The sequence below is a fragment of the Massilia sp. DWR3-1-1 genome, from assembly GCF_049898325.1.
Taxonomy (GTDB): Bacteria; Pseudomonadota; Gammaproteobacteria; order Burkholderiales; family Burkholderiaceae_D; genus JAFCUW01.
In genome coordinates, this window is sequence record NZ_JAFCXL010000017.1 from 24,080 (window position 1) to 38,612 (window position 14,533).

At 65.1% G+C, this 14,533-nt stretch carries 13 protein-coding genes and 1 tRNA gene; 9 read left to right on the top strand and 5 right to left on the bottom strand.

Annotated features, from left to right (window positions below):
* The first annotated feature begins 95 nt into the window (after positions 1 to 95).
* The 4 genes from ACP7EY_RS17455 to ACP7EY_RS17470 all read left to right on the top strand — a co-directional run bounded on the left by ACP7EY_RS17455 (position 96) and on the right by ACP7EY_RS17470 (position 6,712).
* Entirely contained in the window at positions 96 to 2,381 is a 2,286-nt protein-coding gene (locus ACP7EY_RS17455) for a TonB-dependent receptor domain-containing protein (RefSeq protein WP_426195820.1), read from the top strand.
* A gap of 78 nt (positions 2,382 to 2,459) precedes the next feature.
* Positions 2,460 to 4,319: an alpha-amylase family glycosyl hydrolase gene (locus ACP7EY_RS17460; protein ID WP_426195822.1), complete on the top strand. Its 1,860-nt coding sequence runs from the start codon at positions 2,460 to 2,462 to the stop codon at positions 4,317 to 4,319.
* Positions 4,316 to 5,302, top strand: coding sequence for a PfkB family carbohydrate kinase (locus tag ACP7EY_RS17465; protein WP_426195824.1), 987 nt, complete (start codon positions 4,316 to 4,318; stop codon positions 5,300 to 5,302). Before ACP7EY_RS17460 ends, ACP7EY_RS17465 begins: the two co-directional genes overlap by 4 nt.
* Before the next feature lie 66 nt (positions 5,303 to 5,368).
* Entirely contained in the window at positions 5,369 to 6,712 is a 1,344-nt protein-coding gene (locus tag ACP7EY_RS17470; RefSeq protein WP_426195826.1) for an MFS transporter, read from the top strand.
* 83 nt (positions 6,713 to 6,795) lie between these two features.
* Here ACP7EY_RS17470 and ACP7EY_RS17475 read toward each other — a convergent pair.
* A tRNA-Pro gene (locus tag ACP7EY_RS17475) sits at positions 6,796 to 6,872 on the bottom strand.
* Positions 6,873 to 7,018: 146 nt separating this feature from the next.
* Positions 7,019 to 8,008, bottom strand: a complete 990-nt coding sequence (gene ispB, locus ACP7EY_RS17480) for an octaprenyl diphosphate synthase (RefSeq protein ID WP_426195828.1) — start codon at positions 8,006 to 8,008, stop codon at positions 7,019 to 7,021.
* Positions 8,009 to 8,273: 265 nt separating this feature from the next.
* Between ispB and rplU the strand changes: the two genes are divergently transcribed.
* The 5 genes from rplU to proB all read left to right on the top strand — a co-directional run bounded on the left by rplU (position 8,274) and on the right by proB (position 11,684).
* Complete coding sequence (rplU, locus tag ACP7EY_RS17485) at positions 8,274 to 8,585, top strand: 50S ribosomal protein L21 (protein ID WP_305508712.1); 312 nt, start codon at positions 8,274 to 8,276, stop codon at positions 8,583 to 8,585.
* A gap of 40 nt (positions 8,586 to 8,625) precedes the next feature.
* On the top strand, positions 8,626 to 8,907 hold the full coding sequence (rpmA, locus tag ACP7EY_RS17490; RefSeq protein WP_426195830.1) for a 50S ribosomal protein L27: 282 nt from the start codon (positions 8,626 to 8,628) through the stop codon (positions 8,905 to 8,907).
* A gap of 112 nt (positions 8,908 to 9,019) precedes the next feature.
* Positions 9,020 to 10,132 carry a GTPase ObgE gene (obgE, locus tag ACP7EY_RS17495; protein ID WP_426112245.1) on the top strand — a complete coding sequence of 371 codons (1,113 nt, stop codon included), beginning with the start codon at positions 9,020 to 9,022 and terminating at the stop codon, positions 10,130 to 10,132.
* A 1-nt stretch (position 10,133) separates the two neighbouring features.
* Positions 10,134 to 10,538: a hypothetical protein gene (locus ACP7EY_RS17500; RefSeq protein ID WP_426195832.1), complete on the top strand. Its 405-nt coding sequence runs from the start codon at positions 10,134 to 10,136 to the stop codon at positions 10,536 to 10,538.
* 27 nt (positions 10,539 to 10,565) lie between these two features.
* On the top strand, positions 10,566 to 11,684 hold the full coding sequence (gene proB / locus ACP7EY_RS17505) for a glutamate 5-kinase (protein WP_426195834.1): 1,119 nt from the start codon (positions 10,566 to 10,568) through the stop codon (positions 11,682 to 11,684).
* A gap of 21 nt (positions 11,685 to 11,705) precedes the next feature.
* Here the strand turns inward: proB and nth are convergent, their stop codons facing one another.
* From nth to ACP7EY_RS17520, 3 genes are all read right to left on the bottom strand, one after another.
* Positions 11,706 to 12,377 (bottom strand): endonuclease III, encoded by a 672-nt coding sequence (gene nth, locus ACP7EY_RS17510; RefSeq protein WP_426195836.1) that lies wholly within the window; start codon positions 12,375 to 12,377, stop codon positions 11,706 to 11,708.
* Positions 12,374 to 13,039, bottom strand: a complete 666-nt coding sequence (gene rsxB / locus ACP7EY_RS17515) for an electron transport complex subunit RsxB (protein ID WP_426195838.1) — start codon at positions 13,037 to 13,039, stop codon at positions 12,374 to 12,376. The genes nth and rsxB overlap by 4 nt, the downstream gene beginning before the upstream one ends.
* A 123-nt stretch (positions 13,040 to 13,162) precedes the next feature.
* Positions 13,163 to 14,398, bottom strand: a complete 1,236-nt coding sequence (locus ACP7EY_RS17520) for a polyhydroxyalkanoate depolymerase (protein ID WP_426195840.1) — start codon at positions 14,396 to 14,398, stop codon at positions 13,163 to 13,165.
* Between the last annotated feature and the right edge of the window lie 135 nt (positions 14,399 to 14,533).

Here is a 14,533-nt window from a genome sequence, read left to right on the forward strand (position 1 = left end):
GCCATAATCGCTTCACCGCCAGATGCATGGACGGTGCGGCCGCAAGGTACGCCTCCCACATCCGTGGCGATGACTATAAAAATTTTGGAGACAGCATGAACGCGAATTTCACCCGCATGGCGGCAGCCGTATCGCTCGCCGTATTTCACATGAGTGCTTCAGCCCAGCAGCAGGCGCCGGCCGCTCCCGTTGTTGTCGCCGATGGCTTGAACATGGAGCGCATCGTCGTCACCGGCAGCAGCACCGGCCAGAGCAAGATGAAGTCGAGCGTCTCGATCAGCACGATGGAAGAGGCGGCCATCCTGCACAGCGCGCCCACCAGTGCCGCCGAAGTGCTGCGCTCGATTCCCGGCGTGCGCTCGGAGTCCTCCGGCGGCGAAGGCAATGCCAACATCACCGTGCGCGGGGTGCCCATCTCCGCCGGCGGCGCCCGCTATGTGCAGATCCAGGAAGATGGCCTGCCGGTGCTGCAGTCGGGCGACTTCAACTTCATCACGCCGGACGCCTACGTGCGCATCGACGGCTCGCTGTCCCACCTCGAAGCGGTGCGCGGCGGCTCGGCCTCGACGCTGGCGACCAATTCGCCGGGCGGCATCATCAACTTCATCAGCAAGACCGGCACCGAGAAAGGCGGCAGCGTGGGCGTGTCGACTGGCCTGGGCTACGACAGCAAGCGGGTCGATTTCGACTACGGCGCGCCGCTGTCGGCGACGACGCGCTTTTTCGTCGGCGGCTTCTATCGCAGCGGCGAAGGCATCCGCGACAGCGGCGTGACGAGCGAGAAGGGCGGCCAGATCCGCGCCAACCTCACCCACGAATTCGATGGCGGCTTCGTGCGCGTCTCGCTCAAGCACCTCGACGACCAGACCCCCACGGCGCTGCCGGTGCCGGTCAGCGTGAGCGGCAAAACCATTTCCACCATCGACGGCATCGACCCGCGCACGGTCAGTTTTTATTCGCCGTACTGGGTGCCCGATGTCGTCCTGAACAAGAACAACGCCCGCATGGCGACCAACGTCAACGACGGCCTGACGGTCAAGAGCGACTCGATTGGTCTTGAAGCGCAGCTCAAGCTGGGCGCCGGCTGGACCCTGTCGGAAAACTTCCGCAAGTCGAGCAACAGCGGCCGCTTTATTGGCGTCTTCGCCGGCAATAACGGCGCCACCGGCAGCTATATCGTCGCCAGCGGCCCTGCCGCCGGCAGCGCCTACAACGGTCGCGCGTTTTCCGCCGTGGTCTTCAACACCTCGATCGACGACGCCGGTTCGACCATGAGCGACACCCGGCTGGCGCGCACCTTTGCGCTGGCCGACGACATGCGCCTGACCACCACCGCCGGCCTGTACCTGTCGCACCAGAGGCTGGGACTGACGTGGAACTTCAATGAATACCTGCTGCAGGCAAGCGGCAACAAGCCGGCCCTGCTCAAGACTGCCAGCAGCACGCCTGGCCTGGTCGGCCCGGCCTTTGGCGGCTGCTGCTCGCGCGCCATCGACATGCAGTACAACTACACCTCGCCCTACCTGAACCTGGGCTTCGAGCGCGGCCCGCTCAACGTCGACGCCAGCGTGCGGCGCGACCGCCAGCAGGCCGATGGCCAGGCCAACATCGCCACCGCCGGCCTGCGCTACGACCCGGCCAGGCGCCAGTTCGTCGACTACAGCCTGAACCACGACTCGTATTCGGTCGGCGGCAACTTCAAGGTGACGCCGGCGCTGGCCTTGTTCGCCCGCATCAGCGACGGCGTGGCCTTCAACGCCGACCGCATCCTGTTCGGCACCCCGCTCGATGGCAGCAAACCGATCAACATCAACACCGTCAAGCAGATCGAGGGCGGCGTCAAATGGCGTCGCGGCGGCCTGAGCGCATTCGTCACCGCCTTCCAGGCCAAGACCGTCGAGACCAACTTCGAAGCGACCACCCAGAAGACCACCGCCAACAGCTACGACGCCAAGGGCGTGGAACTCGAATCGGCTTACCAGGTCGGCGCCTTCCGCATCAACGGCGGCCTGACCGTCACCGACGCCAGCATCACCGCCACCGCCCCCGGCGGCGAAGCGGTGATCGGCAACACGCCACGGCGCCAGGCGCGCGTGATCTACCAGGTGGCGCCGTCGTACGCCATCGGCGCGGCCACCTTTGGCGCGAGCGTCGTCGGCACCGGCGAAGCGTGGGCCGACGATGCCCACACCATCCTGATGCCGGCCTACCGGGTGGTCCATGGCTTTGCCAATTACCAGGTCAACAGCGCGGTGCAGGTATCGCTGACCTTCAACAATCTGTTCAACAAGCTTGGCTACACCGAAGTGGAAGGCGACGGCCACGCCGCGCGTGCCGTCTCCGGGCGCGCTGTCAAGGTGGGCCTGAAGTATTCGTTCTAAGTCAGCTGTCAGCCATCACCCGTCACCCGTAGCGCAAGACGCCGGCGTGCCTGCACGCCGGCGCACTTCATCGAAACCATGACCATGCACCTCCCATTTTCCGAACGGCTGCTGGCCGTTCTTCCAGCGCACTTGCGCGCCGATGCCGCGCGCCGCTACGCCGAGCACGGCGCCGTGCTGCACGGGCGCCTGGCGCACCTGTACGGCGACAGCGCCGATTTTTCAGCCTGGTATGGCGACCTGCTCGAGGCCGCCGGCCGCCTGCACGGCGCGCGTCCCGCGCCGCTGCTGGCGCAGGACGCCGCGCGCGAGAATGCGCCGCAGTGGTTCGCCAGCGAGCAGATGCTCGGCTACAGCGCCTACGTGCGCCAGTTTGGCGGCACCCTGCAAGGCGTCGCCGGGCGCATCGCGCACCTGCGGGAGGCCGGCGTCAACTACCTGCACCTGCTGCCCTTCCTGCGTCCGCGCGACGGCGACAACGATGGCGGCTTCGCGCTCGCCAGCTTCGACGACGTCGATCCTGCGCTGGGCAGCAACGACGACCTCGACGCCCTCTGCACGGCGCTGCGCGAAGCGGGCATCAGCCTGTGCGCCGACCTGGTGCTCAACCACGTGGCCGACGATCATCCGTGGGCGCAAGGCGCCGCCGCTGGCGACGGCGCCTTGCGCGAATTTTTTCACGTCTACCCGGACCGCACCATGCCGGACCGCTTTGAGGCGACCCTGGCGCAGGTGTTTCCGCAAGCGGCGCCCGGCAATTTCACCTGGGTCGAGGCGCTCGGCGGCTGGGTCTGGACCACCTTTTATCCCTTCCAGTGGGACCTCAACTACGCCAACCCGGCGGTGTTCGCCGAACTGGCGGCGGCCCTGCTGCGCCTGGCCAACCGCGGGGTGGACGCGTTCCGGCTCGATTCGACCGCCTTCCTGTGGAAGCGCGAAGGGACGAGCTGCATGAACCAGCCGGAAGCCCACACCATCTTGCAGGCGCTGCGCGCGCTGGTCGACATCGTCGCCCCCGGCGTGCTGCTCAAGGCCGAAGCCATCGTGGCGACGCGCCACCTGCCGGCCTATTTCGGCACGCCGGCTGCGCCCGAATGCCAGCTGGCCTACCACAGCTCGCTGATGGCGGCCGGCTGGGCCGCCCTGGCCGAGCAGGACACCGCCATGTTGCGCACCGTGATCGCCACCACGCCGCCGCTGCCGCCCGGCGCCAGCTGGATCACCTATGTGCGCTGCCACGACGACATCGGCTGGAAGGTGCTGGCCGATGAAGCAGGTGCGGACGCGCAGGCACGCCTCGACCACGTCGCCGCCTTCTATCATGGCGCCCCGGGCAGCTTTGCGCGCGGGGTGCCGTTCCAGTCGGGGCAGGCCACCAATGGCAGCGCCGCCGCGCTGGCGGGCTACGACCTGCCCGGGCAGGACCACGCCAACGCCCACGCCCTGCGCCGCCTGCTGCTGCTCCATGGCCTGGCCTATACGTTTGGCGGCCTGCCGCTGTTGTACATGGGCGATGAGCTGGGCATGCAGAACGATGAGGCCTGCCTGGCCGATCCCGTCCGCGCCCTCGACACGCGCTGGGTACAGCGGTCCCCGCTCGACGCTGCCCGGTTGGCGCAGCGCGACGATCCGGCCAGCGGCGCCGGCGCCGTGTTCGCCGCCCTCGGCGCGCTTGGCGCGCAGCGGCGTGCGCAGCCGGCGCTGGCGGCAGGCGGCGCGCGCCGCCTCTTGCCCTGCAGCGATGCAGCGGTGCTGGCGCTGCTGTGCGGCGAGGATTTTTTGAACTTGTCGAATTTTTCCGGCCGCGCCATCACGCTCGATCTGGCGTCGCTGCAGGCGGGCCACTGGCCCGGGCAGGCCGCGACGGTGATGCTGGCGCCGTGGGCCATGCTGTGGCTGACGCGCGATGGCGCCATGCACAAGGAGACCAGCACATGATCAGCCCATCTTCAATGAGCGCGCCGCTGCCATCGCCGCGCGCCGCCGACATCGTCCTGTTTGGCGAAGCGCTGATCGATGAATTTCCCGCCACCCGCGTGGTCGGTGGTGCGCCGTTCAATGTGGCGCGCCACCTGGCCGCCTTTCAGGCCGGCGTTCTGATGGTCAGCCGCATCGGCGACGACGCCAATGGCGCCCTGGTGCGCGCCGAATATGCGCGCTTTGCCATGCGCAAGGAGGGCTTGCAGCGCGATCCGGTGGCGCCCACTGGCCGCGTGCTGGTCGAGGCGGACGGCGACAGCCACCGCTTTGTCATTTTGCCCGACCAGGCCTATGACCATATCGATGGCGCGCTGGCGCTGGCGGCGCTGGCGTGCTGCGCGCCTTCCACCATTTATTTCGGCACCATGGTCCAGCGCGGCGCGTGTGCGCGCGCCGCCCTGGCCGGCCTGCTGGCGGCAACCCCGGCCCGCCGTTTTCTGGACCTCAATGTGCGCGACGGCCAGACCAGCGCCGACTGCGTGTTCGCCTCGCTGCGCGAAGCGGACGTGGTCAAGGTCAATGAAGACGAGCTGGCCGCGCTGTTTGGCTGGGTCGCACCGGCGGCGCCGCCCTTGCTGCGGGGCGGGCGGGTCGACATGGACGATGGCGCGCTGCGCGTCGCCTGCCTTGGCCTGATGCAGCGCTTTGACGTGAGCCGCCTGATCGTCACGCTCGGTCCGCGCGGCGCCGTCTGCCTCGATGCCGACGGCCAGTATGTGGTCGCCGCGGCCTCGACGGCGCCGCTGCACATGGTCGATACTGTCGGCGCGGGCGATGCCTTTGCCGCCGTCTGCCTGCTGGGCTGCGTGCGCGGCTGGGCACTGGCGACGACCTTGCGGCGTGCCAACGAGTTCGCCAGCGCCATCTGCGGCCTGGCCGGCGCCGTGCCGGCCGACCTGGCATTTTACGTGCCGTGGCGCGCGCGCTGGCTCGCTGACTGATCACCCAATTGACATACCGCGCAACACACCAAGCAACGCACCGAGCAACCCCAAGGAAAGATCATCATGGCGCATCAACCGCACTTGTCGTTCTGGCAGATCGTGAACATGAATGTCGGTTTCTTCGGCATCCAGTTCAGCTTCGGGCTGCAGCAAAGCAGCATGAGTCCGATCTACACTTACCTGGGGGCGAACGAGGCGACTTTGCCGCTGCTGTGGCTGGCGGGGCCGATGACGGGACTGATTGTCCAGCCCATCATCGGCGCCATGAGCGACCGCACCGTCAGCCGCTGGGGCCGGCGCACGCCATATTTCCTCATCGGCGCCATCCTGTGCAGCCTGGGCCTGCTGGCGATGCCTTTCAGTCCCACCCTGTGGATGGCGGCGAGCCTGTTGTGGGTACTCGACTCGGCCAACAACGTCACCATGGAGCCGTACCGCGCCTACGTTAGCGACAAGCTGGCGCCGCCCCAGCACGCGCTGGGCTTTCTGACGCAAAGCGCCTTCACGGGACTGGGGCAGACGCTCGCTTACCTGACGCCGTCGCTGCTGGTGTGGTTCGGCATGAACAAGGACGCCACCAACGCCAGCCACATTCCCCATATTGTCATTGCCGCCTTCCTGATCGGCGCCGTGTTTTCCATTTCCACTGTGCTGTGGAGCCTGGTGACGACACCGGAGACCAAGCTCGACGCCACCGAACTGGCCAGGCTGCGCGCCAGCCGCCGCGGGGTCAAGGCGGTTGCCGCCGAGATCGTGCTGGCCATGCGCGACATGCCGCCCACCATGCGGCAGCTGGCGGTGATGAAGCTATTTCAGTGGTATGCGATGTTTTGCTATTGGCAGTACATTTCCTTGTCGCTGGCGAAAACCATTTACCACACGAGCGACCCGCTCACGGCAGGGTTTCGCGACGCCGGCCTGCTCAATGGCCAGATCGGCGCCTTCTACAATTTCATTGCATTCATCGCCGCGTTTGCGCTGGTGCCGTTCACGCGCCGCTTCGGACCGAAGGTGGTGCACGGGGTCTGCCTGGCGCTGGCCGGCGCGAGCATGCTGTGCATCCCGCTGATCGAAGCGCCCGTGTGGCTGTTCGTGGCCATGATCGGGATCGGCCTGGCGTGGGCCAGCATCATGGGCAATCCCTACATCATGCTGGCCGGCTGTATTCCGCCCGAGCGAACCGGGGTCTACATGGGCATCTTCAATATGTTCATTGTCATTCCCATGATCATCCAGATATTTACCTTGCCCCTGTACTACCAGGCCTGGCTCGGCGGCCGTCCCGACAACGTGATTCGGCTGGCGGGCGTGCTGATGCTGTGCGCGGCCGTGTCCGTCGTGCTGGTCAAGTTGCGCCATGGACGGGCGCGCGGGCTGGAGGTCGTGCCGACGGCGGCGCTGCCGTAAGCGGGCAGCAGGGCGTCCAAGGGCGCTGCTGTCAATTGCTGAGAGGCCTTTGAATGTGTTCTCTTGAGAATTAAGAGGAACCTTGGTCGGGGTGAGAGGATTCGAACCTCCGGCCTCTGCGTCCCGAACGCAGCGCTCTACCAGGCTGAGCCACACCCCGACGGCGCAGGTCAGCGACCAGTGTAAAAAGGCATAGGGGAGGCTGTCAACTGGGACGATGAGCGGCTTGCGCTCGCTTGCGAAGCGTCAAACGTAGGGCGAAACACAGTGGGCGCCGCGGCCCTTGCAGCCGCGGCGGTGCGGCTATCAGTGGTCGCGGTCGACCGCGAACACGCACAGTTGCAATAAATTTTGCTTGAAGCTGCTCTCGGGCAGGCCGGCGATGGCCGCGCTGGCGCGCTGCGCGGCCACGTGGGCGGCCTCGCGCGTGTAGTCGAGCGCGCCGCTGGTGGTGACGGCCGTCAGCACCGCGTCGAAGTGCTGCTCGTCGCCTTGCTCGATACAGTTGCGCACCAGTTCGCGCTGCGCCTGGCTGCCGTTTTCCATCAGCCAGATCAGCGGCAAGGTCGGCTTGCCTTCGCGCAGATCGTCGCCCAGGTTCTTGCCGATGGTCTCGGCGTCGCCCGCGTAGTCGAGCACGTCGTCGATCAGCTGGAACGCCGTGCCCAGCGAGCGGCCGTATTCGCCGGCGGCGTCGACCTCGGCATCGCTGGCGCCGGCGATCAGGGCGCCCAGTTGGGCAGCCGCTTCGAACAGCTTGGCCGTCTTCGAGCGGATGACGTTGAGGTAGGCGTCCTCGTTGACGTCGGGATCGTGCATGTTGAGCAGTTGCAGCACTTCGCCTTCGGCGATGACGTTGGTGGCGTCCGACAAGATTTGCATGACGCGCATATTGTTCAGGCCGACCATCATCTGGAACGAGCGCGAATATAAAAAGTCGCCCACCAGCACCGAGGCGGCATTGCCGAACAGGGCGTTGGCGGTCTGGCGCCCGCGCCGCATCGACGATTCGTCGACGACGTCGTCGTGCAGCAAGGTGGCGGTGTGGATGAATTCGACAACGGCGGCCAGCTCGTGGTGGGCGCTGCCCTGGTAGGCGTAGGCCTTGGCCACCAGCAGCACCAGGGTGGGGCGGATGCGCTTGCCACCGGCGCTGATGATGTATTCGGCAATCTGATTGACCAGCGCGACGTCCGAATGCAGGCGTTCACGGATCACCACATTGACTGCCTCCATGTCGGCAGCGATTGCGTGGGCGATGGTGTTCTGGTGCGATGGTTGGAGAGCGGCTGACAAGGCTTACCTGCGATGGACATGGATTGCAGCGATTATACGACAAGCCCGCCCTTGCCGAGGGGCCGCAGCAGCAGGGGTTCGCCAGCGGCGGTCGTGTCAATACGTTGCCGACATACCACGAACTGCGGCACTTGTGAACGCTTTTGACCGGATTTCTCGAATCATGTATAATCTGCGGTTCCCCCGGCTCCGTACTGCGCTTCGCAAGAGGCGGCAAGACGATGTTGTGGGAAATTCTTTCAAACATTTGATGAGGTTTCAAATCATGTACGCGGTCATAAAAACCGGTGGCAAGCAGTATAAAGTTGTCGCTGGCGAAAAACTTAAAGTAGAACAGATACCGGCAGACATTGGTTCCGAACTCACCATCGATCAAGTTCTCGCAGTAGGCGCGGGCGACACCATCAAGTTTGGTGCGCCATTGGTCGAAGGTGCAACGGTTACCGTTTCTGTTGTGGCACACGGTCGTCACGATAAAGTGAAGATTTTCAAGATGCGTCGTCGTAAGCACTACCAGAAGCATCAAGGCCATCGCCAGAATTTCACCGAAATCCAAATCGTTTCGATCAACGGCTAATCGCTGTTGCCCGGTACATTCAGTCATCAAGGAGCTCTAAATGGCACACAAAAAAGGCGGCGGCACAACGCGCAACGGCCGTGATTCAGAATCAAAACGCCTTGGCGTTAAGGTCTACGGCGGCGAGAAAATCAACGCCGGCGGCATCATCATCCGTCAGCGCGGCACCCCAGTGCGCGCAGGCGAAAACGTCGGCACCGGCAAGGATCACACCTTGTTCGCGCTGGTCGACGGCAAAGTCAAGTTCGTCAAAAAAGGCCTCGGCTCGAAGCAATTCGTCACCGTCGTCGCGAACGAAGCAGTTGAAGCAGTCGCAGCTTAAGTTGCACAGAAAATCGCCGGTCTCCGGCGTATCCTTGTAAGGCGCAAGCCTTTCATCGAAAGGCTCTATCTAACGCGGTAGAGCCTTTTTAGTTTTATGGCGGTACAAGACAATGAAGTTTATCGACGAAGCACGTATTGAAGTCATCGCCGGCGACGGCGGCAACGGCTGCGCCTCATTCTGCCGCGAAAAGTTCCGCCCGTTCGGCGGGCCGGACGGCGGCGATGGCGGCAAGGGCGGCTCGATCTGGGCCGTGGCCGACCGGAATATCAACACCCTGGTCGACTTCCGCTACTCCAAGATGCACAAGGCCCGTGACGGTGAGCCGGGCCGCGGCGCCGATTGCTACGGCAAGGGCGCCGACGACATCGAACTGCGCATGCCGGTCGGGACCCTGATCGTCGATAATATTTCGGGCGAAATCATCGCCGACCTGACCGAACACGGCCAGCGCGAGGCGCTCGCCAAGGGCGGCGAGGGCGGCTGGGGCAACATCCACTTCAAGTCCTCGACCAACCGCGCGCCCCGTCAAAAGGGCGAGGGCAAGGAAGGCGAACGGCGCGAACTGCGCCTCGAGCTCAAGGTGCTGGCCGACGTCGGCCTGCTGGGCATGCCGAACGCGGGCAAATCGACCTTCATCACGGCCGTGTCGAACGCCAAGCCGAAGATCGCCGACTACCCGTTCACCACCTTGCACCCGAACCTGGGCGTGGTGCGCGTGTCGCACGAGAAAAGCTTCGTCATCGCCGATATTCCCGGCCTGATCGAAGGCGCCTCCGAAGGCGCCGGCCTGGGCATCCAGTTCCTGCGCCACCTGCAGCGCACCGGTTTGCTGCTGCACATCGTCGACATGGCGCCGTTCGAGACCAATGTCGATCCCGTCAAGGAAGCCAAGGCGCTGGTGAAAGAGCTGGAAAAATACGACGAAGCGCTGCTCAACAAGCCGCGCTGGATCGTGCTCAACAAGCTCGACGTGGTGCCGGAAGACGAGCGCAAGAAGCGCGTCAAGGATTTCGTCAAGCGCATGGCCTGGAAGGGCCCCGTGTTCGAAATCTCGGCGCTCAGCCACGAAGGCTGCCAGGATCTCGTGCAGGCGATCTATCGCCACCTCGAAGAGAAAAAGGGCGAAGAACACCGCGCCGAAGAAACCCAGATGACGGAAGAGGCGCGCGGGATTGCCTCGATCGATCCGGACGATCCGCGTTTCAAGATCTTTGAAGAGTAATTTGGCGTCTCCCCAGACGCTGAACCGATGGCGCCGCCAGCTGCTGCAGCTGACGGCCTTGCTCGGTTCGCTGTCGGCCCTGGCGGCCCTGCTCGACCCTGACCGGGTCGCTGCCGCCATGGGCCTGTTTCTCGTTGGCGTGAACGGCTACAGCCAGTTTTACGCCATCTACGTCGGCACCAGGCTCGCTACCGCAGCCCTGGCGCTGCTGGCGGCCAGGCCGGGTCAAGCACCCATCCTCGGCGACCTTACCGCATGGTTTATCCTGGCCCAGCCAGCCGGACGCCTGGCGGCGGCCACCCTGATCGGCTTGCCGCACGGCGTGCTGCTGGCCGTGTGCGCGCTCGAGGTAGCTATCGGCGTGGGCTTGCTGGCGCTACGACCCGGGCCGGTTAAAATCGAGTAACGTTTATTTCAGTCTTACGGGCCGCCGATGAAATCTGTTTTGCACACTGCCTCGCGCATTATCATCAAAGTGGGTTCGTCCCTCGTCACCAATGACGGCCGTGGCCTCGACCATGATGCCATTGCCCGCTGGGCCCTGCAGATCGCGGCCCTGCGCGCCTTGGGCAAGCAGGTCGTGCTGGTCAGTTCCGGCGCCATCGCCGAGGGCATGCTGCGGCTCGGTTTCGAATCGCGTCCCACCGATATCCACGAATTGCAGGCCTGCGCCGCGGTGGGCCAGATGGGCCTGGCGCAAATCTATGAAACGAGCTTTCGCGCCCACGGCCTGGGCACCGCCCAGGTGCTGCTGACCCACGCCGACCTGGCCGACCGCGAACGCTATCTCAATGCGCGCTCGACCCTGACTACCCTGCTGCGCCTGGGCGTGGTGCCGATCATCAACGAGAACGACACCGTCGTGACCGACGAGATCAAGTTCGGCGACAACGACACCCTCGGTGCGCTGGTGGCCAACCTGATCGAGGCCGATGCCCTCGTCATCCTCACCGACCAGCATGGCCTGTTCAGCGCCGATCCCCGCAAGGACCCGGCGGCCGTGCTGGTGGCCAGTGGCCGCGCGGGCGACCCGGCGCTCGAAGCGATGGCGGGCGGCGCCGGCAGCAGCCTGGGCCGCGGTGGCATGCTCACCAAGATCCTCGCCGCCAAGCGCGCCGCCCGCTCGGGCGCCCACACTATCATCGCCTGGGGCCGTGACAGCGACGTGCTCACGCGGCTGGCGGCGGGCGAGGCGATCGGTACCCAGTTGCTGGCCGACACGGGCCGCATGACCGCCCGCAAGCAGTGGATGACGGACCACTTGCACACGGCGGGCAGCGTCACGCTCGACGCGGGCGCCGTGCAAAAGCTCACGCGCGAGGGCAAATCGCTGTTGCCGATCGGCGTGATCGCCGTCAGTGGCGAATTCGGCCGCGGCGCCGTGGTCACCTGCGTGGGCGAGGACGGCGTGGCGGTAGCGCGCGGGCTGTCGAATTATTCGAGCAGCGAAGCGCGCCGCATCATGCGCAAGCCGTCGTCGGAGATCGAGGCCATTCTCGGCTTCCTGGAGGGGCCGGAACTGATTCACCGCGATAATATGGTGCTGATGTAGGCAGCACGGCGCTGCGGCGCTTTAGGCGGGCACCGGCTGCGGCGGCAGCAGCCCTTCGGGCGCGGCGGTTTTTTGCTTGTACTCGCACAGATCGGCGATGACGCAATTCCAGCACAGGGGTTTGCGCGCCATGCAGGTGTAGCGGCCGTGCAAAATCAGCCAGTGATGGGCGTCCTGCAGAAAGTCTTTCGGCACGAACTTGAGCAATTTCTGCTCGACGATCTCGACCGTCTTGCCGGGCGCCAGGCCGGTGCGGTTGGCCACCCGGAAGATGTGGGTGTCGACGGCGATGGTGGGGTCGCCAAAGGCCGTGTTGAGCACCACGTTGGCCGTCTTGCGGCCCACCCCCGGCAAGGATTCGAGCGCCTCGCGCGAATGGGGCACGGCGCCGCCGTACTGGTCGACCAGGATCTGGCAGGTCGCCAGTACATTTTTCGCCTTGGTGTTGTACAGGCCGATGCTGGAAATATAGGTTTTCAGTTCGTCCAGGCCCAGCGCCAGCATCGCTTGCGGCGTGTTTGCCACCGGATAGAGCTTGCGCGTGGCCTTGTTGACGCCCACATCGGTCGACTGCGCCGACAGCAGCACGGCAATCAACAATTCGAACGGCGTGGTGTAGGCCAGCTCGGTGGTGGGGTGGGGGTTGTTGGCACGAAATCGGGTAAATATTTCCAGGCGCTTGGCGCCGTTCATGGCTTGGCCGCTTTCTGGCGCGCCCGTTCGATGGCGGCGGCGATGATGGCCCGCTTGCGCTCTTTCTCGGCCAGTTCGGCTGGCGTATTGCTCGTCTCGGCGTTGACGTCGCGCAGCTTGGCCACGGCCTTGGCGGCCAGGCGGGCGTCGTTTTCTTCGCGTTCGCGTTGCAGGCGGGCGCTGCGGAAATCGTGGCGCGCGCGGGCCGCCTCGGCCTGCTCGGCCGTCCACGCGTTCCAGCCGGTGGCGTCGCCGGTGACGGGGAACATGACGATGCAGTCGACCGGGCAGGGCGCCACGCACAGGTCGCAACCGGTGCACTGGCTGGGCAGGATCGTGTGCATCTGCTTGGCCGCGCCCAGGATGGCGTCGACGGGACAGGCCTGGATGCACAGGGTGCAGCCGATGCACAGCGATTCGTCGATGAACGCGACCGAGCGGGGGCGCTCGAAGCCGTTGACGGGATTGAGGGGAATGACGCGCTGGCCAGTGATGGCGGCGAGCCGCTCGATGCCCTGCTGACCACCGGGCGGACACTGGTTGATGTGGGCCTCACCGGCGGCGATGGCCTCGGCATACGGCCGGCACGCCGGATAGCCGCACTTCGTGCATTGCGTTTGCGGCAGGGCGTCTTCGATGAGGTCGGCTAAGGTCTTGGTCACGGTGCGGGCACTGGCAAAACACCATTATCTCACGCCGGGCCATCGCGCAAAAAACGTAAAAAACGCAAAAACGGCGCCAGCTCGTGCAAGCTGGCGCCGTCGACTGGGTCGCGCTATCAGGTCTTAGCGGTGCTGCGCGATAAACTCGGTGATCTTCGGACAGACCACCTCGCGCCAGCGGCGGCCCGAGAAGATGCCGTAGTGGCCGGCGCCGGGGGCGACAAAATCCTGCTGCATGTCGGCCGGGATGCCGGAGCACAATTCATGGGCGGCCTGGGTCTGGCCAGCGCCGGAAATGTCGTCGAGCTCGCCTTCGACGGTGAGCAGGGCCACCGTGGTGATGTCTTGCGGGCGCACCAGCTGGCCGCCCACTTCCCAGGTGCCGCGTGGCAAGGAAAAGTCCTGGAACACCGTCTTGATGGTGTCGAGGTAGTACTCGGCGGGCATGTCGAGCACGGCGTTGTACTCATTGTAGAACTGGCGATGGCTCTCGGCCGGTTCGTCGTCGCCGCGCACCAGGTGCTGGTAGAACTCGCGGTGGCTCTGGGCGTGGCGGCCCGGGTTCATGGCGATGAAGCCGGCGTGCTGCAGGAAGCCCGGGTAGACCTTGCGGCCGAAACCGGGAAAATTCGATGGCACCGCGTAGATCACGGTGTTTTCAAACCACGAAAACGGCTTTTCGGTGGCCAGGTCGTTGACGGCGGTGGGCGACTTGCGGGGATCGATGGGGCCGCCCATCATCGTCATGGTCTTCGGCAGTTTCGGGTCCTTGTTGGTGGCCATCAGCGAGATGGCGGCCAGCACGGGCACGGTGGGCTGGCAGACGGAAATGACGTGCACCTCGGGACCGAGATCGCGGATGAAATCCTGCACATAGAAAATGTAGTCATCGAGGTGGAACGGGCCGCTGGCGGCGGGCACCATGCGGGCGTCGGTCCAGTCGGTGATGAAGACGTCGTGCTTGGGCAGCAAGCCGCGCACGGTGTCGCGCAGCAGGGTCGAGTGGTGGCCCGACAGGGGGGCGACGAGCAGCACGGTCGGCTGATTGAGCCCCGCAATTGCGGCCTCGGCCAGGTCTTTCTTGAAATGGAGCAGGCGGCAGAACGGCTTGGTGTCGACCACCTGTTCGACGATGGCCACGGTATTGCCGTCGATCACGGTGTCCTTGATATCGAAGGCCGGCTTTTCGTAGTCTTTGCCGAGGCGGTACATCAATTCGTAACCGGCCGCGATACGCTGGGCAAACGGGGTGTGGGCGAACGGCGAAACGGGGTTCGAGAACAGCTTGGCGGAGGCGTCGGCCCACTGCATCATGGGTGTCAGAAGGGACCGCTGCATCTCGTGCAATTGGTAGAGCATGATTTTCTTTCGGTGTGTGGCGCGGGCCGCGCGGGCGGCATTGCCGCGCAGGCCAGCATTGCATTATTGTATTGCATCACTACGGTGCAGCTTGAAGCTTGGGTCGGCCAGCGTAGCAGCCGGACCTTACTGCTG

Excerpts from the sequence above, each read along its gene's own strand:
- nth (WP_426195836.1), bottom strand. The coding sequence starts at position 12,377 with ATGAACGGCGCCAAGCGCCTGGAAATATTTACCCGATTTCGTGCCAAC.
- obgE (WP_426112245.1), top strand. The coding sequence starts at position 9,020 with ATGAAGTTTATCGACGAAGCACGTATTGAAGTCATCGCCGGCGACGGC.
- rpmA (WP_426195830.1), top strand. The coding sequence starts at position 8,626 with ATGGCACACAAAAAAGGCGGCGGCACAACGCGCAACGGCCGTGATTCA.
- ACP7EY_RS17455 (WP_426195820.1), top strand. The coding sequence starts at position 96 with ATGAACGCGAATTTCACCCGCATGGCGGCAGCCGTATCGCTCGCCGTA.
- ACP7EY_RS17465 (WP_426195824.1), top strand. The coding sequence starts at position 4,316 with ATGATCAGCCCATCTTCAATGAGCGCGCCGCTGCCATCGCCGCGCGCC.
- ACP7EY_RS17520 (WP_426195840.1), bottom strand. The coding sequence starts at position 14,398 with ATGCTCTACCAATTGCACGAGATGCAGCGGTCCCTTCTGACACCCATG.
- ACP7EY_RS17460 (WP_426195822.1), top strand. The coding sequence starts at position 2,460 with ATGACCATGCACCTCCCATTTTCCGAACGGCTGCTGGCCGTTCTTCCA.
- proB (WP_426195834.1), top strand. The coding sequence starts at position 10,566 with ATGAAATCTGTTTTGCACACTGCCTCGCGCATTATCATCAAAGTGGGT.
- rplU (WP_305508712.1), top strand. The coding sequence starts at position 8,274 with ATGTACGCGGTCATAAAAACCGGTGGCAAGCAGTATAAAGTTGTCGCT.
- ACP7EY_RS17470 (WP_426195826.1), top strand. The coding sequence starts at position 5,369 with ATGGCGCATCAACCGCACTTGTCGTTCTGGCAGATCGTGAACATGAAT.